This window comes from Undibacterium sp. WLHG33, assembly GCF_049544815.1.
Taxonomy (GTDB): Bacteria; Pseudomonadota; Gammaproteobacteria; order Burkholderiales; family Burkholderiaceae_D; genus Undibacterium.
On the sequence record NZ_CP186697.1, the window covers coordinates 1136883 to 1162174 of the forward strand.

A 25292-nucleotide genomic window follows, 5' to 3' on the forward strand; every position below is an offset into this window, starting at 1 on the left:
TAAAGCGGTGCAGAACATAAACAGCGCGAAATTAACATAAAAAAAGCAGAGACGAATCTCTGCTTTTTTTATTTGCCCAATCAGGAATTACTTACACTACAACCGCCTGCTCTTTACCAACAAAGCCGACAATCGCTTCAAGTAAATCGTCTTCTCGGTAAGGCTTACCGAAATACTCATTCACGCCAAGTTCACGTGCGTAATTGCGATGTTTATCGGCGGTACGCGAGGTAATCATGATAATAGGAATATGTGCCGTACGCGCATCGCTGCGTACGTTACGCGTCAAATCGAAACCATCCATGCGCGGCATTTCAATATCGACCAACATCACGTCAGGCGTCACTGATTGCAATTGTTCAAGCGCATCAATACCGTCTTTCGCCAACACGACCTGATAGCCTTCACGCGTCAACAAACGCTGGGTGACACGACGCACTGTCAGCGAATCATCGACAACCATGACGATATGCTGTGTCCGCAATCCCTGCACAGGCTCGGCATTTACCTGAGCAGCGCTGCTTTCCTGATGCAAATCAGCAACAGCACCTAAATCAGAAACGGCTTCTGCTCCAGATTGCATACCGGACTGCGGCAGACGGACATGCTCATGCTCTACACGCTGCGCCAAAGGCACAGGGTTCAGAATCAGAACGACATCACCGGAACCAAGTACTGTTGCGCCGGCAATACCCACCATACGCGCCAGTTGCGGGCCGATGTTTTTAACAACCACCTCACGATTCCCGACGATATCGTCGACGTGTATCGCCACACGATCAGTACCGCTTTTCATGATCAACAAGGGCGTGTATTGCTGCGTCACGGGAACGGCGTCACGCTGACCTAACAGCGCCGACAGATAATGCATCGCAACACGTTGTCCCTGCCACATCAAAGCGCCGTCATTATATGCATTGGCCAATGCATTCGACTTCAGATGCTGCACCTGTTCCACCAACACCGACGGCACCGCGTAAGTACGTCCGCCAGCGCTCAGCAATACGACCTGTGTCACGGCAAGCGTGAGCGGCAGGCGAATAGTGAATTCAGCACCCTTACCTTCTACCGTAGAAACTTCAACACGACCACCCAGCGACGCTGCCTCAGAACGAACGACGTCCATACCGACACCGCGTCCGGCCAGCTCAGTTACTTCATTCGCAGTTGAGAATCCGGGTTCAAAAATCAGGCTGGCAGTTTCAGCATCACCCGGCGTTTCATCTGTACCGATCAGACCAACGCTGAGTGCTTTCTGACGGATATTCTGCAAATCCAGTCCGCGGCCATCATCATTGAAGCGGATAACAACTTCATTACCTTCCTGACGAACCTCGATCAGCAACTCACCGGTTTCTTGCTTACCGTTCAGACGCCGAACGTCGCGTGATTCAATACCATGCACAATCGCATTACGCAGCAGATGCTCAAAAGGCCCGACCATTTTTTCCAGAACGCCGCGATCCATTTCGACGCCTGAACCACGGATATCCAGATTGACGCGCTTATCAACTTCTTTCGAAGTCTGACGCGTCACGCGATACAGACGTTCGGAAACACTCGCAAACGGAATCATACGTACACGCATCAGATCCTGTTGCAATTCACGGGTCAGACGCGCCTGCACATGCAAATTACTCGAAGCGCCATCTATCGTCCGCGTCAGATTTGTCTGTACGGTTGCCACGTCGCTGACGCTTTCCGCCATCATACGCGTGAGTTCCTGCAAACGAGTGAACCGGTCAAACTCCAGTGGATCAAATTCGCGATCACCAGATAGAGCCATACGCGATGTAATCTGCGTTTCAGCCTGAATTTCCACTTCACGTAACTGATCGCGCAGACGGCTGACGTTGGCGGTCAATTCACCTAATGAGGAACGCAACGTGCTGACTTCATTCTCTAAGCGCGAACGTGAAATAGACACTTCACCGGCCTGGTTGACCAGACGATCAAGCACGTCAGCACGCACACGCACCAGAGGTACAGGCGCTCCCGCTATTGCCGGTGCGCTGGCCGGAGTGTGTGGCGCCGGTACCGCTCTGATGGCAGACTGACTGTCAGACACTGGCATCAACGGTGTCAGGTTGACCATTTCACGCAGAGCCTCCGCCGCTTCCGGCGCTGCGAGACCGGCAGCCTCGTTCGCGACCAATGCTTCCTGGAACTGATCAAGTTCCTGCGCCGCGGTTAATGGTTCCGGTGCCAACGGCTCAATGTTCGCTTCAGGATTTTGCAGGCGATCAAACAGCTGCATGCTGTAATCATGGCGAGCAAGTAAATCATCCATCAACGGCGCACGCACTGCGCCACTGGTGTGCATCAGACTTTCAATACGCGTTTCCATGTCATGGATGTGCTGACCCAAGCCCATCGCACCAGCCATACGTGCACTGCCTTTAATCGTGTGCATCAGACGTGCAATGGACTGGGGTATTGCCGTGTCATCCGGCTGTGCCTGCCAGCTGCGTAACAACTGACCGACCATTGGTAACAAGTCATTTCCTTCTTCAAGGAAAACCGGCAACAAATCCAGATCGAGATCATCTTTGAGCGGACTTGTCTGATGCGAACTACTTTCAGGCAATGCGACACTGACCTGCTGCACTACAGCATCATCTGCCAGATTCAGTGTCGCAGACTCGTCAGCAGAAGTTTCCGTAGTTCCGCCGGACAAGGCTTCAGCAAGCACAGATCCGGACAAATCTTCCGGATTCAGTTTTTCATTCGTCGAGGTAATGAACTCCTCATCCGCCCCCGAACTTGAACGCTCTATCACCTCTTGCAATAACTGATCTAACTGTCTGACATCATCCGGCGCAAATTCCGCCATTTCAGACAGCGCAAATTTCTGCAGCATCCGTTTTGCAGATTCCAGCGCATGATCCAGAATGTCGAAGTCAGCTGGAGTCAAGGTCACAGGGTGACGCTCCAGACGCTGTAAAACAGACTCCAGACTATGCGCCAGTTCTTTCAAAGGAATAAGACCGACGGTCGCTGAACTGCCAGCAAGAGAATGCGTGGCATGAATCGCCTGGGTCGAGACATGACGCTCAGATTCGTGCCGCCATTCAGACAAATCCTGTGTCAGGAAACGGACAATTTCATCTGTCTCTGCCATATAGATCGAATACAGCGGCACGCTGATTTCCAGATCGCCAATACGCTTGATATTGTCATCCAGCGTCACGGCCGGTTTATTCAGATCCGGAAACTCAATGATTTTCGCGCCGCCAGATTCCGACACCGGCACTTCGGCGACGACCTGTTCCTCAACGATTGCTGGAATGGATGCATTACTGTCTGCAACCACAGGAACGTCCTCAACGGCATCTTCTGCGGTCAGTAACGTTGCCTCGATCTGTTCTTCCACAGGGCTCAGCAAGTCAATCTCGTTTTCAGACAAGGTTTCCGGAACATGCGCTTCCTCATTGACGAGGTCCGGAGTGATAACACTGATTGTCTCTGCCTCGCCGTCGGCAACTGCCTCTGCCGAAATAACGATATCGTCAAGATCGGGTAAAGGCAGCGCTGTCGTCACGTCATCAAGCGTCGCAGCTGTTTCTGCCAGTACATTGGCGGCACTTGGCAGATCATCGAATGCACTGAGTTCGAATTCAGGAGCCAGCTGTTCTGGAGTGGCGTTGACAGCAGCATCTTCGACTGTATCTTCGGCAACATCTGGCAGCGGCAAGGCTTCGATTGTTTCAGAAGCATCATCCATAGCGGCAAATGCTTCAATATCAACAGAAACAGTCGCCTCAATTTCAGGTTCGACAGCTACGTCAATAACAGGCGCCGGCACCTCAGAAACATCAAGCGTTTCAAGCACCGACTCCGTTTGCGGTTGCAGTGCTGGCGTCAGAGACTCTTCCGGAGTTTCCGGATGTACGACAGGTAATTCTTCGGGTTCCTGATAATCGAGGCCGGCTTTAACTCTCTCCGCAGCTGCAATAATTGCAGCACCCGTTCTTGCTGAATGTCCAGATTGTTTGAGTTCGTTAACCCATGCATACATTTCACCCGCAGTACGTTCGAGCAGGGCATACAGATTGTCATCGCCACGACGCGATTCCGACAACCATAAATTCATTACCTGTTCAATACTCCATGCAGTCTCACCGAATACATTCAGGCCGACCATACGGCTGCTACCCTTCAAGGTGTGGAAGGAACGACGCAGGCTGGTCAGGTATTCCTGGTTATCCACATCGGCGCGCGAACGCGGCAAGGTATCCTGAACAAATTGTAAAACCTCATCTGCCTCGGTCAGGAAAATTTCGAGCAATTCGGCATCAATTGCTTCCTCACTTTGTGGCAGGACAGCAGCAGCCGTAACAGCCTTCACTTGATCAGCAGCTACCGGCGCAGTGACAGCAACGATATCCTGCAAACTCTCTGTTGAATGAGATGCGTCTCCAGATCCAAGTAACTCAATTGCTGCTTTTGCGCGACCGCTGGCGGCGGAATCATCCAATAAGGTTGCGACAGACCTTTCGGACTCCAGTGAGTCTTTCAGTTGCGCCTTCAGCGCTTTGTCATCAGGATTTTCTGCTAAAGATGCCGCGAGACGAGCCGACTCCTGCTGTTGGTTAAGCAGTTCTTTTTCAGTGGTTAATACAGAAGCAGACTCTTCCGCAGCAGCTTGTGACGAATCCGTCGGGAAAATGATGTCTTCACTGACAGGCAATAATTCTTTCTGTGCCGGAGCATCGAGCAGGTTAGAACGGAAAATACCCGCATCAGCATCAAACACGAATTTCTTTTTCGCCGTTTCTGGCTGAGTCTGCAAAGTTTCAATGAAAAAACTGAGCGCACCGATATTCTGCGCCAGTTTCTGATGCTCAGCGTCCCGCTCAGATTCGCCTAAATCTTTGGCATCGGCCAAAGTAGCGACCGTCTTTCTGGTAGCTTCCAGCGCCTGCATCGCCGCATCCTGATCCAGGATCGCCATTGCGCCGCTGACCTGATGCAACATGTTATCAATCGAGTGCAGGGATGCACTTTGCGCCGGATCGCGGAAATATTCATCCAGCGTTTTTTCAACCTGACGTAAGCTCGTCTGAATTTCAGAAACCAGCACTGACATCGTCTGACGCTGTTGAGCTTCGCGTGAAATTTCCCCCATCCAGGCCGCCTGGGACTGCGGCTCATCACCGGATACAACAGATAGCAAGCGCGCAGTAATTTCATCTGCACGTTCTGAAAAATGCGCCGGTAACCGGGTAATCTGGTCGAGCGCATTTTCAACGAATAACAAACTGGTCGCTAATTCCAATGCCAGCTTACTGCCATCTGCCGAGTGCGAGACATGTCTGGCAATACCGCTTAATTCACGCAACAGCTTAGACAACGATGGGACATTTAAGCCTGCACCGGTATCTGCCAGCTCCTTCATCTTTTGAGAAAATTTATCGCCCAGATTTCCATCACCGTTCGCAATCCGGCCCCATAAATTTTTAACTGCAGTAAGCTGCTCCTTGGCCGTGCTTAATACACCGGCAGCGATCTGACCGTAATTTTTCTCGTTATAGTCAGTTGGCACTTTATTATCAAGCTGATATGCGCGACGAATGCTTGAAACAAAAGCAGATGGATTTTCTACCTGAGCCAAAAAGAACAGGGCATCTCTGAGCAGACGTTCAGGGATGGTATTGACGCCTTCGACCAACCGGCGGATCTGTAAATTAATACGGCCGAAAATTTGTTTCACATATTGCTGATCGTCGATTCCACCATCGGCAACAGCCTCGACAAATGCACGCATAACAACCCAAAAAGCTTTGGCCTGAGAATTGGTCTGCATCTGATCGATTTCATGAATCAATCCGTGCATACTCTCAGCGGCTTCGCGTCGCTTCTGCTGATCTTTACTGGTCAGAACCGTCAGCAATAACTTTTCAAAACGCTGACGTAAACCACTGTAATTCGCTGGTTTGCCGTTTGCTGTAACTGCGAGTTCAGGAACTTTTTCTGTCGCAGATAAAGAAGGAAAAAATAAATCTGCTGGATGTATCCGTTCCGCTCCCTTTAGCTCCAGTAACGCGCGATAGTATGGAAATAGTCTGACCGGCTGATGCGGCGCTCCTGAAAGCAGATCCTCAAGGTACCGCAAGACTGCATGAAACGCATCAAGAATGACATCAACGTTTGTCTGCGTCATTTCTAAATGACCGCTTTGCAGACGTTCTATCAACTCTTCTATGGTTTCGGTGACTATAGAAACACCGTCGATATCGACAATTTGTAAAGCACCGTGCGCCTGATGCAAATAACTTTTTGCATGCAGTAAAGTAGTGGATCGTGCTTCAACGTCTTGCGTCAGTGCCTCACTGAGCACTTTGCCAGCGTTGGTCATCGCTTCCCGCACCTCGGGCATAACCCAGGAGAGAGGTCCAGTATCAAACTGTTCCTGAGGCAGATGTGACGAATTTGAAAAATCGGATGTCATGCGCGCTCCGCAAACTCAAGCGACGATGAACCCTGGTTCATCGTCTGCAAATATGATAGGGCCATTTATACAGCCCATAGACTGGAAAATCAGGCAGTTACACGGAAACGGGATACGGAGTTCTTCAGTTCCTCGGCCAAAAGAGACAATTGCTTAATCGACTCTGCAGTTTGCTGTGTGCCGCTCTGGGTCTGTTCAGTAATAGTCAGAATGTGCTGAATATTTTGCGCAACGCCGTTAGCTGATGTCGCCTGCTGCTCGGTCGCCAGAGAAATCCCCTGAATCAGTTCCGCCAGACGGTTCGAAACGCTACGGATTTCAGACAACGCTGTACCCGCCGCATCGGACAGTTTCGCTCCCTCAACCACACCCTGCGTGGATTTTTCCATCGCCGCAACGGCGTCGTGGGTATCCGTCTGAATCGTACGCACCAGCGCACCAATCTGCTTGGTAGCCTCTGCTGAACGTTCCGCCAGACGCTGCACCTCTTCCGCAACCACCGAGAAGCCGCGCCCCGCTTCACCCGCAGACGCTGCCTGAATCGCAGCATTCAGCGCCAGCACGTTCGTCTGTTCGGTAATGTCAGAAATCAGCTCGGTGATCTCACCAATTTCCTGAGAAGATTCACCCAGACGTTTAATACGTTTAGAGGTTTCCTGAATTTGTTCGCGAATCTCGTTCATACCTTTGATCGCGTCTTCCACCGCGTGCGCGCCTTGTTCCGCCGCCGCAACCGACTGACGTGCAACCTCTGCAGATTCATTCGCAGAACGCGAGACGTCGGTAATATCCTGCGCCATCGTCAGAACGACCTGACCAGCATCAGAAATTTCGCGCGATTGTTGTTCTGACGCTTCCAGCAGGTTAGTCGAAATGTCCTGCGCCTGATTCGATGCAGAAGTAACCTGTTCAGCTGTTGTGGTAACCCGGCCGACCAGTCCACGCAACTCTTCCACCGTATAGTTAACCGAGTCAGCGATCGCACCGGTAATGTCTTCAGAAACCGTCGCCTGAATAGTCAAGTCACCGTCCGCAACCTCCTGCAACTCATTCATCAGTCGCAAAATCGCGGCCTGGTTCTGATCATTTGCAGCTTTCGCTTCTTCCTCTTGTTTTTTCGCCAGCAACATTTGCTCCGCAGCTTCCTGACGGCGTTCATTCGCTTCTTTAGCGCGATTTCGGCTATCCTGCAACAGAACCAAGGCAATACCAACCGCAGACGCTAACGCAACAGCTGCAGAGATCAACATCAGCCAGAAAGAAAAACTGGTGGAATCCTGCTGATCCGTATAAGTCTTTTGTAACTTGGTCAGTTTGGCTTTCAGGTCCTCATTTTCATTAAACAATAACTGTTCGGATTGTTTAGCAGCAATGAAGTTTTGCAGGTTACCCAGAATAGTGGATACCGAAGCCTGATATTCAGCAAAAGCTTTTTTCAATTCTTCGAGTTTTTCGCGTGTATCAGCATCTTTCGTCGGCGTCAGGCGAAGAACCTCACTACCATTGAGAAAGCCGTCAACCAGGTCACGGAAAGTATTCGTATCTTTACCCAACAGGAAAGCGGTCTCAGGATTAACACCCTCGGATGTCAAAAATTCATTCGCACTACGACCCAGACGCTGAGTCAGCATGACCAGCTGACCTGATGCAGAAATCTCCCGCGCAGATCCGCCACCTTGTACCTTCAGTGTGGAAATCTGTTCGGTCAGTTCCAACAGGACCGGGGACAAGGAGTTCAGCTTTTGCAGAGTCTGACCAAAACCGGTCAGCTCCTGGCGACGAGCCAGAATTGTTTCCGCTGCTTTATTGGAATTTTGCCAGGCTTTGATCGTCTCTTTTAACACTGGCTCCAGAGTGGAGTCTGCAGACTTAACGTCGCGCCCCTGATAAGTACCACCATCCAACAGGATTTTCAGATCATTATTAATTTCTTTGCGACTGTCTTCCAGCTGTTTAAAAGCCTGGACATTACCCTGAATCGAGTTTGGTGCTGCTTTACCAATACGTTGAGAATGCATCAGTACGTCACCGGAAATCTGCACCTGTGTGGAGATCAGAGCTGAGTGGTTCGCATTGAGCCAAACAAAAAATGCACCTGCCACCAACGCACCAACCATGGTTGTGGACAAAATGCGCATTTGCCTTTGCAGAGACATTTTACCGATAATCGGCAAATGAATATCGCCACCTTTTTCGAGGGCGTCACCGATAAATGTCGCATCGGCGCGATTATGAGTCGTATCGAAGTCAGTTGTCGTTTGTTTCTGCTCGCCTTCCTGAGCTGATTCTGGCGTTAACATTTTCACGTTACTGGCCTCCTCAACTTCAACCGAACCAGCATTACCGAATGACCTTGCCGCAACTTCTGCTCCGTCAATTTCCGGATTTTCTTTTCCTTTGGACAAGAACGGTAGTTTCAATGCCATTACTGAATCTCCTAAACGATTGAATATCTGTCAGCGGTACTTCAAATGAAGTTCTGACTATAAACCTATATGCAGAAAATCCTGATTCTGCACTAACGCAGCCAGGCTAAGTTCATGCCACACATTACCATCACGGTCACGAAACCGTCTTTGCAACCATTCCCGGCCATTGCCATCAGTCTCACTCGATGGAATCTCTTCCATCTCAGCAAGGTTACGCAAACCCAGAACCTGCGATACCAGCAAACCACTATTAAATCCCAGGGCAGGAGCGAAAGCCACAATACGGCAGGAATTATCAAGCTTCGTCAGTTCCAGCCCCTGAAAACGCGATAAATCAACGACACTGGTCAGGTTACCGCGAATATTTGACAAGCCGACATACCAATCCTTGGTCAAAGGAACATCGGTCAGTGACGTGGCACTGACGATTTCACCGGCCTCCCGCAAATCAAGCAAATAACGCTGCTGCCCAATAACAATCCCCAGTTGACTAAGCTTGGAAAAACCACCGCGCTGCGCGGCCTGCATACGCTCAACCAACTGCGCCTGAAACTCACGCAAGCGCGTGCGTCGCACGCCGCCGTCTGACTTGGTAATGTCCAGCTTGGCAGCGGCGGGGTCACTCAAAGTAGTAGTCATGAGGCAATCCGGGTATTTCTTAAAAATAGAGACAAGCAGCGTATATGCAGATCATTAACCAAGAGCGGCAATTTTAGCCAGCAACTCTTGCGGATCAATCGGCTTTACCAGGTAATCTTTAGCGCCCTGACGCAATCCCCAGATACGGTCTGTTTCCTGATTTTTGCTGGTGCAGATGATAATCGGCACATCCTGTGTTTCAGGATCTTTGGCAATGGCGCGCGTAATCTGGAAACCATTTTGCCCAGGCATTACCACGTCCATCAGAATCAACTGAGGCTTATCTGCTTTAATTTTTGTCAGGGCTTCCTCGCCGTTTTCAGCGGTAGATACAGAGAAACCATTTCTGACCAGAACCTCTGTTAAAAAATAACGCTCTGTTGGAGAGTCATCTACTATTAGTATTTTTTGAATAGCCATTTGCTAATTCCTCACATGAAACTGAATCATTTTTCCTGCGCACCAGAGGTGTAATTCCGCACAGTTCTCAAAAGACTATCTTTTGTAAAGGGCTTGGTCAGATACTCATCCGAACCAACCATGGCACCACGCGCTCTGTCAAACAAACCATCCTTGGATGACAACATGATGACCGGTGTATCCCTGAATTTGACGCTCTTCTTTATCAAAGCACAAGTTTGATAACCATCCAGCCTTGGCATCAGAATGTCGCAAAAAATCAGGTCAGGATGAGAGTCGTTGATTTTTGCTAGTGCGTCAAAGCCATCCTCAGCCAGGACAATGGTATAACCCGCTTGTCCAAGGAATATCTCTGCCGACCGACGTATCGTGCTGCTATCGTCAATCACCATGATTTTCAAGTTTTCATTGCTTGCCAACGCTGACATAAAATCATCTTCCCGACAGAAAAATAGCAAGCTTGCACTTTAACAAAAAAATTTTCGATCTGGCGTTTATTTCCCTGGAATAAACATTCTTTATAGCCAAAAAGACACACTTTAATAGCCAAAAAGTCACATTTTCGATTAAATCGCCGTCATTTCAAAATCTTCTTTACGCGCACCACATTCAGGACAAGTCCAGTTCATGGGCACATCATCCCATAAAGTGCCGGCAGGAATACCATCTTCGGGGGAACCTTGTTCTTCATCATAAACCCAGCCACAAATCAGACACATCCATGTTTTATACTGTGGCTTTCCACCTGCACTATCACTCACGACTAAAATCCTTCTATCAAGTAAAATATTGTGTACCCTGCATGAAATTACAAAAAAAGCTGCGTCCCTGTGTAATTTCAATTGATGAATCATCCCTGATTCTGCAAGGCCGCCTATATTAATCTACCAAACGTGCAAAACCAAATTTCTCCCATTATTCTTAGTTTCGGTGCCTCTGACCCGGTCGGAGCAACCGGACTTTCTGCAGATCTGGCCTCCTTTGCCGCGATGGGCTGCCACGGACTGCCGGTTGTAACTGCCGTACTCACTGGTGATACTTCGCAGGTCGACAGCATCCTTCCTCTGGATGCAGATCTAATTGATGAACAGGCCAGAACCGTTCTGGAAGATATGCCGGTGCTCACAATCAAAGTCGGCCAGGTCGGCAGTGTGGATAACGTCACGACCATTGCGGAAATTGTTTCTGATTATCCGGAAATGCCGTTAATTCTGGATCCATTTAATACTGCCATCACGGATCACATCAGCGATGCAGAAGATCTGACTTTATCCATACGGGAATTATTAATCCCGCAAGCAACCCTTTTACTGATTTCTGCAGTGGAACTGTCGCGTCTGGCAGAGACTTGGAAGGAAAATGCAGAACCGGAAGACTTAATGGCCGACGTGATGACCTTGATAGACTCAGGCTGTGAATATGTTTTTGTAACGGGAACGCCTTGTGGCAGCGGAGAGGTCGCTAATACGCTGTACAGCGAATCCGGGATTGTCAGAAGAGATGTCTGGCAACGCGTGCCGGGCTCACATGCCGGAGCAGGAACAACGCTTTCAGCAGCAATTACCGCGTTGCTGGCAACCGGTCTTGACATTCCTGAGGCAGTAATGGAAGCGCAGGAATTTACCATGGCCGCTGTAAGCCATGCGCAGCAATTGGGGATGGGAAAACTGATTCCTGACCGCTACTTCTGGGCGAGAGAGCCACAACATTGAATCCACCCTTTATGAATGAATGTTTCATTCAACGCTAACTCCACCCGAATTAATCACCCTTTCTATCATGACGAATAAAAACGAAACCCTGTTTGCCCGTGCGCAAAAAACCACCCCAGGTGGCGTCAATTCTCCGGTCAGAGCTTTTCGCTCCGTCGGAGGCACGCCACGCTTTATCACTCGTGCTGAAGGACCCTACTTCTGGGACGCAGAAGATCAGCGTTACATCGACTATATCGGTTCCTGGGGACCTGCCATTGTCGGCCATGCGCACCCTGATGTGGTAAAGGCAGTGCAGGAAGCCGCTGCCCGCGGACTGAGTTTTGGCGCACCGACCGAAGGCGAAGTGCTGATGGCAGAAGAAATCTGCAACATCGTTCCAGGGGTAGAACAAATCCGCCTGGTATCGAGTGGAACAGAAGCGACGATGAGCGCTTTGCGCCTCGCCCGCGGCGCGACTAAACGCGACAAAATTATTAAATTCGAGGGTTGCTACCACGGCCACGCCGACTCTTTGTTGGTGAAAGCTGGCAGTGGCTTGCTGACTTTCGGCAACCCGACATCGGCCGGCGTTCCGGAAGATTTCAGCAAACATACACTGGTCCTAGACTATAACAACTGCCAGCAACTGGAAGACGTATTTCAATCGATAGGCGACCAGATCGCCTGCATTATCGTTGAGCCGGTTGCGGGGAATATGAATCTGATCCGTGCCACATCGGAATTCCTGCAAACGATGCGCCGCCTTTGTACTGTGCATGGCAGTATCCTGATTTTTGACGAGGTGATGTGCGGCTTCCGTGTAGGACTGCAAGGTGCGCAAGCCTTGTTCGGAATACAGGCCGATCTGGTCTGCATGGGCAAGGTCATCGGTGGCGGTTTACCTGTCGCCGCATTTGGGGGACGCGCCGACATCATGGCGCACATGGCGCCGATCGGTGGCGTGTATCAGGCTGGCACCTTATCCGGCAACCCGGTCGCCGTTGCGGCAGGCATGACAACATTGAAGATCATCCAGCAACCTGGCTTTTACGAGCAATTGACGGCACAAACCCGCAAACTCGCAGATGGCCTGACTGCAGCAGGACAACAGGCAGGATTTGACTTCTGTGCCGATGCGGTAGGTGGTATGTTTGGCCTGTATTTCGCGGCACAGATTCCCGACTCCTATGCAGCCATGATGGCGACGGACAAAGATAAATTTAACCGCTTCTTCCATCTGATGCTAGATGCTGGTGTTTATCTGGCACCATCGGCGTTTGAAGCCGGCTTTGTCTCGATCGCGCATGACGATGCGATTATTGATACGACGATAGCAGCAGCAAAACAGGCATTTTCAAAAATGTAACTCCTAATATTTACGCGGCTGACAGAGCAAAAATAGCCTGTCAGCTGCGTGAATATTCAGAGTCCTGTTTTTCCCTTCCTTTTTTACGCGCCTTTTCCATCCCCTTGCCTTCTGAAACTCACCCGCGTTTCTTTGCCGGATAAATGCAGCAGCGCTTCCTGTTTTGGTGTTTCACTGATGATCTGGCCGCGTTTAATCACGTAGCGTCGCACCGGGCGCAAACGTAATGCCTCGATACTGCTGGCAGCATCAAGAATAACGAAATCAGCAAAGCAACCCGGCTGCAAACCATAGCCTTCCAGTCCCATGATTTTGGCGGGCGTTTTAGTCACAGCATCAAAACACTGCCGCATCGCCTGCTGGCCGGTCATCTGTGCAACATGCAAGCCCATGCTCGCCACTTCCAGCATGTCACCAGACCCCAGGCTATACCAGGGATCCATCACGCAATCATGTCCGAAAGCCACATCGATTCCCGCCGCCAGCATTTCAGGGACGCGCGTCATGCCGCGACGTTTCGGGTAAGTATCGTGACGGCCTTGCAAAGTAATATTAATCAAGGGATTGGCAATGGCAGCGACACCTGCTTCGCGCATCAGAGGCAACAACTTACTGACATAGTAGTTATCCATCGAATGCATTGATGTCAGATGCGATCCCGTCACCCGATGATGCAAACCGAGGCGCTGCGTATGAAATGCCAGGGTTTCTATATGACGAGACAAGGGATCATCGGATTCGTCGCAATGCATATCGACACGCAGACCTTTTTCTGCGGCGAACTCACATAACAGGCGTACCGATTCAGCACCTTCTGCCATCGTCCGCTCAAAATGTGGAATGCCTCCGACCACATCCACACCCATCGCAATCGCGCGTTTCAGATTGTCGAATGCAGTCGGGCTACGTAACAAGCCATCCTGCGGAAATGCCACCAACTGCAAATCGATATACGGTGCCACCTGCCGCTTTACCTCTAGTAAAGCCTCAGCCGCCAGCAAGCGATCATCGCAGATATCAACATGGGAACGTATCGCCAGCAAACCTTTGGCGATAGCCCAGTCGCAATACTCCATTGCTCTGGCAATCAAGGTATCCTGCGTCAGCGCCGGCTTAAGTTCGCCCCACAAGGCGATCCCTTCTAACAGGGTGCCAGACTGGCTCACTCGTGGCAAACCATACGACAGTACAGCATCCATATGGAAATGCGCATCAACAAACGGTGGGCTGAGTAAATCTCCTTCTGCATCAATTTCAGGAACAGCAGTCACCGGTAAGTGCTGCTCCATTGCTTCTATCCTGCCCTGCCGTACCAGAATATCGATACCACAGCGCCCATCGGGCAAATTCGCGTTCCGGATCATAAGATCATGCATAGGAATCCCTTTCTGGAAGTTTGCAAAAATTTTAAACGCTGCCGCTATCCTGCGTCATAATCTCATCATCGAAAAGCAGGAATTTTTATGGCAACAATGAAGCAGGTCGCGGAAAAAGCGCGCGTATCAACGACTACCGTTTCGCATGTAATCAATAATACCCGTGTTGTCAGCGATGACGCCCGAGAACGCGTCCTCTCTGTCATCAAAGAATTGCGCTACATTCCCAGCGCGGTCGCGCGCAGTTTAAAAAATGACCGGACGCATACCCTCGGTATGATGATTCCGAATAATTCCAATCCGTATTTTGCCGAAGTGATTCAGGGTATAGAAGATGCGTCGTTCAAACTCGGCTACAACATTATTCTGTGTAATTCCGATGATGACCCGAAAAAGCAGGCCGCTTATATCCGCGTACTGATGGAGAAGCGTATTGACGGTCTGATTCTGGTGCCATCAGGTTCAGACGAAGAATTAACAAAATTACTGGCCGATGAAGGCATACCGAAAGTACTGGTTGACCGCGAAGTAGCAGGCGTTGCGGCAGATTTAATTGAAGCCGATCACGCACAGGGTGGCTATGATGCGACCCGCTACCTGATCGGATTAGGACATCGCCGGATTGCCTGCGTTGCCGGACCGGACACGCTGCTGCCGAGCGGTGGGCGGGTCACAGGTTATTTACGCGCATTAGCCGAAGCAAAGTTGGAATTTCGCACTGAATATCTGATCCATAGCGACTTTACCAGCCAGGGAGGATTTCATGCATTTAAACAGTTATTGGCTTTACCAGAAAGACCGACTGCGATTTTTGTTAGCAATGATCTGATGGCTATCGGCGGTATCTGTGCAGCGAATGAAGCTGGTGTAAAAATACCGCAACAACTCTCTGTCATCGGCTACGACGATATTGCGTTGGCCTCGTTCAGCACCCCGCCATTGACAACCATCGCTCAGCCCAAACACGATATAGGGCAACTCACTGCGCAGGTTCTGGTCGCCAGAATTACCAATCCTGCCCTGCCACTGCGACGCGAAATGCTGAGATCACAACTGGTCATCCGCCAATCGACCGCCTGCCCGGAAAAGTAAGTCAATAGCGTTACAGCATCAACAGGCGCGGCATCACTTCATTAAGTACCCTGCTCAGTATCTGCAATAAAATCAACACCAGCAAAGGAGAGAAATCCAGGCTACCCGACGAAGGCAATACCTTACGGAAAGGGGATAACAAAGGTTCATTCAACGCTCGGACGAAGGGGGCCAGCGGTGCATGAGGATTCACCCAGCTGAAAATTGCTTCAAGTACCAGTAAGGCCATCAGACCGTACAGTATCCACTGCAACACGCGAAACACCATGAGTAACACAATCGTGGTGATTGAAACCTCAGATAACAACCAGAAGTCCAGCACCATTGATAACAGCGCAGTCAGAAAAACACCAACCATCGTTGCCCAGTCATAGCCACGATATCCCGGTATGACACGACGTATTGGATGCACCAGCCAGTCTGTCATCTGAAAAATAGCCTGCGCCAGACCTGCAGGCGGGCGGACCCGCTGCACTTGCATCCAGAAACGCAACAGCAAAAATCCGGCAAATAAGCCAGTCACGATATCGATGACGAGAGTAAAAATTCCATGCAACACGAGTTATCCTCAAAAAAAAACCCACCAAGTGAATCATCACATAGTGGGTATTGTGCCTGAATAAAATCAGGCGACCAAGCAGTACCGGATTACGCCGGACGATTGCCAGTTGGGAAAGGCCACGCAGCATTAGGGCTGACGACTGTTTTTGCATCAGGAGTCGCTGGCTTAGCTGGAGCTGCCTTTTTCACTGCAACTTTTTTCGCGGCTGGTTTCGCCGCTGCTTTCGCCGCTGGCTTCGCTGCTACTTTTTTCGCTGCTGGTTTTGCTGCTACTTTAGCGACAGCTTTCTTCGCTGCTGGTTTCGCCGCTGCTTTTGCTGCTGGCTTTGCCGCTACTTTTTTCGCTGCTGGTTTTGCTGCTACTTTAGCGACGGCTTTCTTCGCTGCTGGTTTCGCTGCTACTTTTTTCGCTGCTGGTTTTGCTGCTACTTTAGCGACAGCTTTCTTCGCTGCTGGTTTCGCCGCTGCTTTTGCCGCTGGCTTCGCTGCTACTTTTTTCGCTGCTGGTTTTGCTGCTACTTTAGCAACAGCTTTCTTCGCTGCTGGTTTCGCCGCTGCTTTTGCCGCTGGCTTCGCTGCTACTTTTTTCGCTGCTGGTTTTGCTGCTACTTTAGCGACAGCTTTCTTCGCTGCTGGTTTCGCCGCTGCTTTTGCTGCTGGCTTCGCCGCTACTTTTTTCGCTGCTGGTTTTGCTGCAACTTTAGCGACAGCTTTCTTCGCTGCTGGTTTAGCTGCTGGTTTCGCCGCTGCTTTTGCTGCTGGCTTCGCTGCTACTTTTTTAACAACAGCTTTTTTTGCTGTTGTCTTTTTCGCAGAGGCGGAATCGGCCGCTGCCGCTTTTGGTGCTGTTGCCATTTTGTTTCTCCTTCGATAGAGATGGAAAAAATCGGATAAAAATTAAATCCGCTCTATCCTTTCAAGCGGATTATTCATGGGCACAAACATAAACGATGTTTGCGCTAATGAATTCGGCACCGGCTGAACTGCTGCATGCCCTCAATGTGATGCAGCACTTCAGCCATAATTTTTTACTCTGCGATCACCGTCTGATGCGGTCAATCTGAAACACCCGCACATTGCGTATGTCAATAATATTCAAGAACTCAAGATACAAAGCCAAAAACCGCAATACCCGACATGGCCAGGTATTGCGGCACTAACAGTACAAGTAATTTAATCTGTGACTGTCCATTCAGTTTGGTGAGGCCTCTCGAGTTTTACATCTCGTGCAAACCGTGAGTATTCCTTTTTCAGGAAGCCGGGGCGCTATATTCAGCAGCTACTCCCAATTGAGGGCTCCCCCGGTTTGATACTCAATCACGCGCGTCTCAAAAAAATTGCGCTCTTTTTTCAGGTCTATCATTTCGCTCATCCATGGGAAAGGATTTTCTTCCTGAGGGAACAAAACATCAAGACCAATTTGCTGTGCTCTGCGATTTGCAATGAAGCGCAAATATCCTTTGAACATCGGCGCATTTAATCCAAGCACTCCACGCGGCATTGTATCCTCTGCGTAGCGATATTCCAACTCCACCGCGCGCAAAAACAACGATTTAATTTCGTCTCTGAATTCTGCGGTCCACAAATGCGGGTTTTCCATTTTAATTGTGTTGATCAGATCGATACCGAAGTTGCAGTGCATCGATTCATCACGCAAAATGTATTGATACTGTTCTGCCGCGCCCATCATTTTATTCTGACGCCCTAACGCCAGAATCTGTGTGAAACCGACGTAGAAGAACAAGCCTTCCATCAGACAAGCAAATACAATCAGTGAACGCAGCAAAGTCTGATCCGCTTCAGTGGTGCCTGTTTTAAATTCAGGATTCGTCAACACATCGATGAATGGAATCAGAAACTGATCTTTGTCACGGATCGATTCGATTTCGTTATAAGCATTAAAAATTTCGCCTTCATCCAAGCCCAGTGATTCAACGATGTACTGGTACGCATGTGTGTGAATCGCTTCTTCAAATGCCTGACGCAACAGGTACTGACGGCATTCCGGCGCGGTGATGTGACGATAAGTACCCAGCACAATATTGTTTGCAGCCAGAGAATCTGCAGTCACGAAAAACCCGAGATTACGTGTCACCAGGCGACGTTCGTCATCCGTCAGTCCGTTCGGATTTTTCCACAATTCAATATCGCGTTGCATATTGATTTCCTGCGGCATCCAGTGATTCGCGCAGCCAGCCAGATATTTATCCCACGCCCACTTATACTTGAACGGCACCAGCTGGTTCACGTCAGTCTGGCCATTGATAATCCGTTTGTCTGCAGCATTGACGCGACGCGCCATATCTTCTGCGCTCGCAGCTCCGGCTTTTTTTACCAGTGCCGGGTTCAGCGCAACTTCCTGCAATTGCAAACCTACCTGTGTATCATTGCCTACCGGGCGCACGGCTGATGGCGTTGCTGCAGCTGGCGAGGGTTCATCATCCCAAGATAACATTTTCATTCCTTACAAAGTAACACTGCTTTTTATGCCTCGACACACATGTGTAGCATAGGGCGAACGATGGACGTCTCACACCGTTCGCTTGCAGCTCAGTTGGTTAATACTTCCGCTCCCATCGGAACGCCGACATCATTACTGACAAGCTTCGCACTCTTCAAAACCGGGGTCACCTGGACGAAGGTAGCAAGCTGCACCGTCTGCTTCAGGAGCGACTGCCGGCACTGCCGCAACCGGTGCTGCGCTGAACGCACCCGCACCGCCATCCACCGCAACCGCATTCAACGCACCGGTTTTCGATGTCGATTTTTCTGTATGCGTCGCACCTATCGTACGCAGGTAATAAGTCGTTTTCAGACCACGCAACCAGGCCAGCTTGTAGGTCTCATCGAGTTTTTTACCGGATGCGCCTGCCATGTAGATATTCAGGGATTGCGCCTGATCTATCCATTTCTGACGACGCGCAGCAGCCTCAACCAACCATGATGGGCTGATCTCAAATGCAGTCGCATACAATTCACGCAAATCCTGAGGAATGCGATCAATGCGAGCCAGACTACCATCGAAATATTTGAGGTCGGCGATCATCACCTCATCCCACAAGCCGCGCAATTTCAGGTCGCGCACCAGATGCTCATTAATCTCTGTGAACTCACCGGACAAATTCGACTTCACATACAGATTCTGATAGGTCGGCTCAATACACGCTGAGACACCGATGATGTTAGAAATTGTTGCCGTCGGCGCGATCGCGACGCAGTTGGAATTGCGCATACCGAATTGCTTAATGCGGTTGCGAACGATGGTCCAATCCATGGTTTCGCTAAAATCTGCTTCCAGATAACCGCCACGCTCTTCTGCCAGCAGCTTCAATGAGTCCTGAGGCAGAATGCCACGATCCCACAGCGAGCCTTTGTATGAACTATAGGCACCGCGCTCCTCCGCCAGTTCTGTCGACGCCAAGTAAGCGTAATAGCAAACGGCTTCCATAGAGGTATCGGCAAACTGCACCGCTTCATTCGATGCATAAGGAACACGCATCATGTGCAGGCAATCCTGGAAGCCCATAATACCCATGCCGACCGGACGGTGACGCAGATTAGAGTCGCGCGCTTTCTGTACAGCGTAGTAGTTAATATCAATCACGTTATCCAGCATACGCATCGCAGTACGGATAGTCTTTTGCAGTTTGACGTGATCCAGTTTGCCGTTCTTCATATGTGCTGGCAGATTGACGGAACCCAGATTACATACGGCGATCTCACTCTCATTGGTATTAAGTGTGATCTCAGTACACAGATTCGATGAGTGCACTACACCCACATGTTGCTGCGGGCTACGGATATTGCAAGGATCTTTGAATGTGATCCACGGGTGACCTGTTTCAAACAGCATGGACAGCATCTTGCGCCATAAGTCGAGCGCAGGCACTTTTTTAGATAATTCAATCTCTCCGGAAGCAGCTTTCGCTTCGTAAGCAAGATAAGCGCTTTCAAATGCTTTACCAAATTTATCGTGCAGATCCGGTACGTCCGATGGTGAGAACAGGGTCCATTCGCCTTTTTCCATCACGCGCTTCATGAACAGATCCGGAATCCAGTTGGCTGTATTCATGTCATGCGTGCGACGACGATCATCACCAGTGTTCTTACGCAGATCGAGGAACTCCTCAATATCCATATGCCAGGTTTCGAGGTAAGCACAGACAGCACCTTTACGCTTACCACCCTGATTGACCGCAACCGCAGTATCGTTAACCACTTTCAGGAACGGCACCACGCCCTGAGATTTGCCATTCGTGCCTTTGATATGCGCGCCGAGCGAACGTACCGGAGTCCAGTCATTCCCAAGACCACCTGCATATTTCGCCAGCAAGGCGTTTTCTTTGAGTGCATCATAAATACCGGCCAGATCATCAGAAACAGTCGTCAGATAGCACGACGATAACTGCGAACGCTGTGTGCCTGAATTAAACAGCGTCGGTGTCGAACTCATGAAATCAAAACTCGACAACAGATGGTAGAACTCGATCGCACGGGCGTTACGGTCTTTTTCTTGCAGCGCCAGCCCCATTGCCACACGCATGTAGAAAGCCTGCGGCATTTCGATACGGGTGCCCCGGACGTGCAGGAAATAGCGGTCATACAAAGTTTGCAAACCGATATAACTGAATTGCAAATCACGTTCAGCAACCAAGGCTTTAGCCAGGCGCTCCAGATCAAATTCCCCTAATTTGGTATCCAGCAATTCCGCCGCGATACCTTTCTGGATAAATTGCGGAAAATAAGTAATATATTCAGCTGCCGCATCCTGCTGAGCGACCTCCTTACCGAATACTTCTTTACGTACTGTATGCAACAACAAACGGGAAGTTACCTGACTGTAAGCAGGTTCTTTTTCCATCAACGCCCGCGCTGCCAGAATTGCTGATTTATGTAATTCCTCGACAGGCACACCGTCGTACAGGTTCTTCAGTGTTTCGGTCAGAATTGCTTCAGCATCCACCAGTTTGTCCAGACCGACACAGGCAGCAGTAATCAGGGTGCGGACTTTTTCAATATCAAGGATCACTTTTTCGCCATCAATGACCACATGAATTTTCGGCAGTTTTGCCTGAGAAGCTTGCTGTGCTTCACGCTGCAGGCGGCGCTCTTCCTGATGCTTCGCGCGATACAGCACATAGGCACGGGCAACATCATGCTCACCGGAGCGCATCAGTGCCAGCTCAACCTGATCCTGAATATCTTCAATGTGAAACGTGCCACCGGTTGGCTGTCTGCGCAGTAATGCCGCAACAACAGTCGCCGTCAGTTGTTCAACGAGTTCACGGATACGGGCAGATGCGGCCCCCTGACCACCGTTGACGGCAAGAAAAGCCTTTGTCATCGCAATCGCAATTTTTTGCGGCTCAAAACCAACTACTGCACCATTCCGGCGAATGACCCTGTGCTCGCTGTATCCGGTGCTGGCTCCTGTCTGAACGGCGTTAGCGCCTACAGAGCTTAGGTCGGAATGAGATGGCGTTGATGTTTCCATTGAAGAGTGCATTGAACCTCCAGAGTCGGTGATATCGTGAGTCGCTTCATGATCTCAGTCAGATCATGACCACGCTCGGGTTAACTGAATGTTGCGCCTTATTACAAACTAGCTTTTACACGGAAAAAGGCCGTGTTATTTCTTCATTTTCAAATCAATTGCTGCTAAATCGGGGAAGGTGAAGCAAGAAAGGCAAAACAAGAAAAACTACTATATATAGTGCACAAATAATTTATAGCCCTAATTCTAGTGCCCGATGCTAAGGTGCGCAACCGCTTTATCTGTTCATTTTTCAGTAAATTTTTTTGTGCAGGCGATTGACTTTCGCAGATGATCAGAAAACTGCAGCAAACTGGGTAAGTGAGTACTAACGGAAAATAGCCACACTGAGAACAGGATATTTATTTGTCTGTTTTTCATCGGCAGGATCAGACAAAAGAAGCAGGATCCGATTAAAAGGCAGAAGCAAAATCCGGGGGAAACGCATGCGCGACTTCCCCCACGAAACAACAATCCAGCGCAGAATCAGTATGCGGAAAATTAATCCTGGATTTTCAGTTTCTGTATCTGGTAACGTAGCTGCCTGAAGCTGACGCCGAGCAACTCGGCAGCCTGCGTCCGGTTGTGCCTGGTCTGCTCCAGCGCCCTTATTATCATTTCACGTTCAATTCTTTCCAGATATTCTGGCAAAGAACAAGGAAGTAACGGCGGTAAAAAAACGTTGTCGTCTTGCGCAGGAACGATGTCGCTAATCACGCGTTCAGAATGGCCAGTCTCACCAGTAACCGGTTCAGTTACTGATTTTTTATGATGACGTAAAGCGAGGTCGGCCACCTGAATACAGCCATCATTGGCAAAAGCAAGAGCACGCTCCAGAATGTTTTCCAGTTCGCGGACATTGCCGGGGAAGTCATACGTACACAAGGCTTGCAATGCGGCCGGCGATAACGTGACCTGACCACCAGCGAGCTTACCCAATATCGCCAGAGATAAATCAGCAATGTCTTCAAGCCGCTCACGCAACGGCGGCAAGTGCAGCTCAATGACGTTTAAGCGGTAATACAAATCCTGCCGGAATCGTCCTTCATTAACGCAGTTACTCAGATTCTGATGAGTTGCGCTGATAATTCTGACGTCCACGGACTCCTCCAGCGTCGCGCCGACTTTACGGATACGGCGCTCCTGTATTGCCCTCAACAACTTCACCTGCATCGCCAGCGGTAAATCGGCGACTTCGTCAAGCATCAGCGTGCCGCCATTCGCCGCCTGAAAAAATCCTTCACGATCATCGGCCGCGCCGGTAAAAGCCCCCTTGCGGTAGCCAAAAAATTCCGCTTCCATCAGCGTTTCGGGAATCGCACCGCAATTGACTGCGATGAATGGCTTACCGGCTCGTGAACTCGATATGTGGATCTCACGCGCTGCCAGCTCTTTACCGCTGCCGGATTCTCCGGTAATGATAACCGGTGCCATGCTACGTGCCAGACGGGCAATTTGCGCACGCACCTCCTGCATACCGGATGAAGAGCCAATCAGAAAAGAGACCGGCCCCTGCTCTGATACATGCGACATCACCTCTGGTTCCGCATTGCTCAGATTCACCTCCAGCGCCGAGCGCACCAGCTTGCGTAAATGATCCAGCGCCACAGGCTTGGAGACATAATCAAATGCTCCCGCCTTCAAGGCTATCACCGCATTATCGGTACTGCCGAAAGCAGTGATGACGGCAATCGGGGTGTTTTTATAATGAAGATTGACTTCTTCAACCAGTTCCATACCCGAACCGTCAGGTAAACGCATATCCGTCAGCACCAGCGAGTAACTGTTTTTTTGCAGCAGACTTCTGGCGATATGCAGATTTTCAGCGCTATCAACATCCAGCCCCATTTTAATCAGGGTAATCTCTAACAATTCCCGCAAATGCGCTTCATCATCAACAACCAGAATGCGTGGACAAGTGGTGCCGGTAATGTTGCTCATGTGTTTAATCCAGAGAAATTAATCACGAAACGGCCGCTGGGCTCGCTGTCTTCAGCAGCACTGTGATCGACACGATATTCATAATCGAGCAAGGCTTTGTTATTCAGGCAGAGCTCACGCGCCATATACAATCCCAGCCCGGTTCCCATACGGGAAGTCGTGTAAAACGGTTCAAATAAATGTGCGCGGACTTCAAAACTGATTGCGGGGCCATCATCCTGAATATGTAATTCCTGACGACCACCAGGATTCATCATCGCGTAAAGACGAATACTGCCGGGAATACCACTGGCGTACCGGACCGCATTCGATAATAAGTTAGAAATAATTTCTGTCAGATGACCAGGATCAAAACTGACTTTAAAATCAACAGCCTGATCTACGGTAATCAGATCTGGAGCTACTTTTTTTATTTCAATGAAATCCTGCACGCAGCGACTCACCAGCGGCATCAGAAAGTACGGTTCGACATCATTGCGTGCTTTACGTGAGAGCTTCAGAATATCCTCGATCAACTGATTTAAGCGACCTACGTTATCATCCACAATTTTCAGCAGCCGTTTAGCCTGCTCTTTATTATCTTCTATGTGAGCAATATCCTCATTCAGTAAAGAAGCCGCATACGAAATCGATGACAAGGGATTTCTGACTTCATGCGCAATGCTGGCGGTCAGACGTCCCATCGACGCCAGTTTCAATTGTTGTGCGTGATTTTCAATATCCGATACATCCTGCATAAAAATCACGGTGTAATCATTCGCTGACGCTTGTAACCCCGTTTCATTTGCTTCTTTGACGATAATCATCCGCAATTTCAGATGCGTGACAAAATGAGGCCGTTCCGATCTGACGCCAAAACTACTGTGCTCAAAACCTGCGCGCGGCACTGCTGTGCCAGACGTACCCACTTTGCTTTCATCGAGGTGACACGGAATAGAAACAAACGAAATTTCATCTTCCAGCTCTCTGTGTGTCTTACCGGCGTTTCTGCTCTGAATATCCGCGAGTGTTTCCACCAAAGGGCGCAAAGCGATAACGTCGGCCAGTCGGACTCCTGTCATGTCCTTGCGCAGATTTCCTCCGAGCATACGTTCAGCGGCCGGATTCATTTCAAACATACGCCCGGAATGATCCAGTACCAGAATACCGTCATCCATATCGGCGATTACCAGGCGATTAATCGCCTGCTGCATGATCAACTCATTGCCTCTCAATGCGGCCAGTTGTTCCTGGCGGATAAGATTACTCGCCAGGCGATTCACCACATACACAACAGCAAAATAAGAGGCCCCGAACAAACCCGCCTGAGAAACCTGGCTGCCGTCACTGAACTCGAGTGAACGGTAGACCCCCTCCGTCAACAGTAACAAGCTGACGATTGAGCAAAAAAAGAATGCCCACAATAAAGGCGCCAGAATTGAAACGCCTGCAAGAGGAAACAAAAACAAGATATTGAAACCACCGCGACCACCACCGGAACCGAGATAAAGCAAAGAAATGATGATGATGTCCAGCGTAATCTGCGACAGCAGTTGCAGGATGAAATGCCGCGTATGCACAACCTTGAGTATCGTAAAACCTATGCTGGAAAGCAGATAGGCGATACATATATCAACGGCAAACACATGGGAAAATACCCAGATATCTTTAGTGCTGCGTAAATTGAGCAACAACAAAAGACTAATGGCAATAATCACCCTGGAAATATTCAGGGTTTGCAGAGACCGCCAGAAGGAAGGGGTCGGTTCAGGAAAAACAGAAAAAGTCGCTGTCATGAATTCAGCAGATTT

General features: G+C 49.8%; 16 protein-coding genes. 3 read left to right on the forward strand and 13 right to left on the reverse strand.

Annotation, left to right across the window (positions count from 1 at the left end; genetic code table 11):
• Positions 1-91: 91 nt before the first annotated feature.
• The 6 genes from ACOTSW_RS05200 to ACOTSW_RS05225 form a co-directional block, all read right to left on the reverse strand.
• Positions 92-6451: an Hpt domain-containing protein gene (locus ACOTSW_RS05200; protein ID WP_423681400.1), complete on the reverse strand. Its 6360-nt coding sequence runs from the start codon at positions 6449-6451 to the stop codon at positions 92-94.
• An 89-nt stretch (positions 6452-6540) separates the two neighbouring features.
• Positions 6541-8877: a methyl-accepting chemotaxis protein gene (locus ACOTSW_RS05205; RefSeq protein WP_423681402.1), complete on the reverse strand. Its 2337-nt coding sequence runs from the start codon at positions 8875-8877 to the stop codon at positions 6541-6543.
• Positions 8878-8934: 57 nt separating this feature from the next.
• Positions 8935-9519, reverse strand: coding sequence for a chemotaxis protein CheW (locus tag ACOTSW_RS05210; RefSeq protein WP_423681404.1), 585 nt, complete (start codon positions 9517-9519; stop codon positions 8935-8937).
• Between the two features lie 54 nt (positions 9520-9573).
• Positions 9574-9939 carry a response regulator transcription factor gene (locus tag ACOTSW_RS05215; protein WP_423681405.1) on the reverse strand — a complete coding sequence of 122 codons (366 nt, stop codon included), beginning with the start codon at positions 9937-9939 and terminating at the stop codon, positions 9574-9576.
• 26 nt (positions 9940-9965) lie between these two features.
• Positions 9966-10367: a response regulator gene (locus ACOTSW_RS05220; protein ID WP_423681406.1), complete on the reverse strand. Its 402-nt coding sequence runs from the start codon at positions 10365-10367 to the stop codon at positions 9966-9968.
• Between the two features lie 138 nt (positions 10368-10505).
• Complete coding sequence (locus tag ACOTSW_RS05225) at positions 10506-10658, reverse strand: rubredoxin (RefSeq protein ID WP_186883314.1); 153 nt, start codon at positions 10656-10658, stop codon at positions 10506-10508.
• Between the two features lie 174 nt (positions 10659-10832).
• Between ACOTSW_RS05225 and thiD the strand changes: the two genes are divergently transcribed.
• Together thiD and hemL are read left to right on the forward strand one after the other, a co-directional pair.
• Entirely contained in the window at positions 10833-11651 is an 819-nt protein-coding gene (gene thiD, locus ACOTSW_RS05230) for a bifunctional hydroxymethylpyrimidine kinase/phosphomethylpyrimidine kinase (protein ID WP_423681407.1), read from the forward strand.
• A 67-nt stretch (positions 11652-11718) separates the two neighbouring features.
• A complete protein-coding gene (hemL, locus tag ACOTSW_RS05235; protein WP_423681409.1) occupies positions 11719-12999 on the forward strand; it encodes a glutamate-1-semialdehyde 2,1-aminomutase in 1281 nt (426 codons plus the stop codon).
• Positions 13000-13082: 83 nt separating this feature from the next.
• Here hemL and ACOTSW_RS05240 read toward each other — a convergent pair whose 3' ends face one another.
• A complete protein-coding gene (locus ACOTSW_RS05240; protein ID WP_423681411.1) occupies positions 13083-14375 on the reverse strand; it encodes an amidohydrolase family protein in 1293 nt (430 codons plus the stop codon).
• Positions 14376-14462: 87 nt separating this feature from the next.
• On the opposite strand from ACOTSW_RS05240, the gene ACOTSW_RS05245 reads away from it, so the two are divergent.
• Positions 14463-15467 carry a LacI family DNA-binding transcriptional regulator gene (locus tag ACOTSW_RS05245; RefSeq protein ID WP_423681413.1) on the forward strand — a complete coding sequence of 335 codons (1005 nt, stop codon included), beginning with the start codon at positions 14463-14465 and terminating at the stop codon, positions 15465-15467.
• A gap of 10 nt (positions 15468-15477) precedes the next feature.
• Here the strand turns inward: ACOTSW_RS05245 and ACOTSW_RS05250 are convergent, their stop codons facing one another.
• The 6 genes from ACOTSW_RS05250 to ACOTSW_RS05275 all read right to left on the reverse strand — a co-directional run bounded on the left by ACOTSW_RS05250 (position 15478) and on the right by ACOTSW_RS05275 (position 25277).
• The gene (locus ACOTSW_RS05250) at positions 15478-16026 is read right to left on the reverse strand and encodes a YggT family protein (protein WP_423681415.1); all 549 of its coding nucleotides are present in this window, start codon (positions 16024-16026) and stop codon (positions 15478-15480) included.
• Positions 16027-16115: 89 nt separating this feature from the next.
• Positions 16116-16883, reverse strand: a complete 768-nt coding sequence (locus ACOTSW_RS05255; RefSeq protein ID WP_423681417.1) for a histone — start codon at positions 16881-16883, stop codon at positions 16116-16118.
• 424 nt (positions 16884-17307) lie between these two features.
• Positions 17308-18483 carry a ribonucleotide-diphosphate reductase subunit beta gene (locus ACOTSW_RS05260; RefSeq protein WP_423681419.1) on the reverse strand — a complete coding sequence of 392 codons (1176 nt, stop codon included), beginning with the start codon at positions 18481-18483 and terminating at the stop codon, positions 17308-17310.
• A gap of 138 nt (positions 18484-18621) precedes the next feature.
• Positions 18622-21534 carry a ribonucleoside-diphosphate reductase subunit alpha gene (locus ACOTSW_RS05265; RefSeq protein WP_423681421.1) on the reverse strand — a complete coding sequence of 971 codons (2913 nt, stop codon included), beginning with the start codon at positions 21532-21534 and terminating at the stop codon, positions 18622-18624.
• A 528-nt stretch (positions 21535-22062) separates the two neighbouring features.
• Positions 22063-23502 carry a sigma-54-dependent transcriptional regulator gene (locus ACOTSW_RS05270; protein WP_423681423.1) on the reverse strand — a complete coding sequence of 480 codons (1440 nt, stop codon included), beginning with the start codon at positions 23500-23502 and terminating at the stop codon, positions 22063-22065.
• Complete coding sequence (locus tag ACOTSW_RS05275) at positions 23499-25277, reverse strand: sensor histidine kinase (RefSeq protein WP_423681425.1); 1779 nt, start codon at positions 25275-25277, stop codon at positions 23499-23501. The genes ACOTSW_RS05270 and ACOTSW_RS05275 overlap by 4 nt, the downstream gene beginning before the upstream one ends.
• Between the last annotated feature and the right edge of the window lie 15 nt (positions 25278-25292).

Coding starts and splice junctions, on each gene's coding strand:
- ACOTSW_RS05200 (WP_423681400.1), bottom strand. CDS start 6,451: ATGACATCCGATTTTTCAAATTCGTCACATCTGCCTCAGGAACAGTTT.
- ACOTSW_RS05205 (WP_423681402.1), bottom strand. CDS start 8,877: ATGGCATTGAAACTACCGTTCTTGTCCAAAGGAAAAGAAAATCCGGAA.
- ACOTSW_RS05210 (WP_423681404.1), bottom strand. CDS start 9,519: ATGACTACTACTTTGAGTGACCCCGCCGCTGCCAAGCTGGACATTACC.
- ACOTSW_RS05215 (WP_423681405.1), bottom strand. CDS start 9,939: ATGGCTATTCAAAAAATACTAATAGTAGATGACTCTCCAACAGAGCGT.
- ACOTSW_RS05220 (WP_423681406.1), bottom strand. CDS start 10,367: ATGTCAGCGTTGGCAAGCAATGAAAACTTGAAAATCATGGTGATTGAC.
- ACOTSW_RS05225 (WP_186883314.1), bottom strand. CDS start 10,658: ATGTGTCTGATTTGTGGCTGGGTTTATGATGAAGAACAAGGTTCCCCC.
- hemL (WP_423681409.1), top strand. CDS start 11,719: ATGACGAATAAAAACGAAACCCTGTTTGCCCGTGCGCAAAAAACCACC.
- ACOTSW_RS05240 (WP_423681411.1), bottom strand. CDS start 14,375: ATGCATGATCTTATGATCCGGAACGCGAATTTGCCCGATGGGCGCTGT.
- ACOTSW_RS05245 (WP_423681413.1), top strand. CDS start 14,463: ATGGCAACAATGAAGCAGGTCGCGGAAAAAGCGCGCGTATCAACGACT.
- ACOTSW_RS05255 (WP_423681417.1), bottom strand. CDS start 16,883: ATGGCAACAGCACCAAAAGCGGCAGCGGCCGATTCCGCCTCTGCGAAA.
- ACOTSW_RS05260 (WP_423681419.1), bottom strand. CDS start 18,483: ATGTTATCTTGGGATGATGAACCCTCGCCAGCTGCAGCAACGCCATCA.
- ACOTSW_RS05265 (WP_423681421.1), bottom strand. CDS start 21,534: ATGCACTCTTCAATGGAAACATCAACGCCATCTCATTCCGACCTAAGC.
- ACOTSW_RS05270 (WP_423681423.1), bottom strand. CDS start 23,502: ATGAGCAACATTACCGGCACCACTTGTCCACGCATTCTGGTTGTTGAT.
- ACOTSW_RS05275 (WP_423681425.1), bottom strand. CDS start 25,277: ATGACAGCGACTTTTTCTGTTTTTCCTGAACCGACCCCTTCCTTCTGG.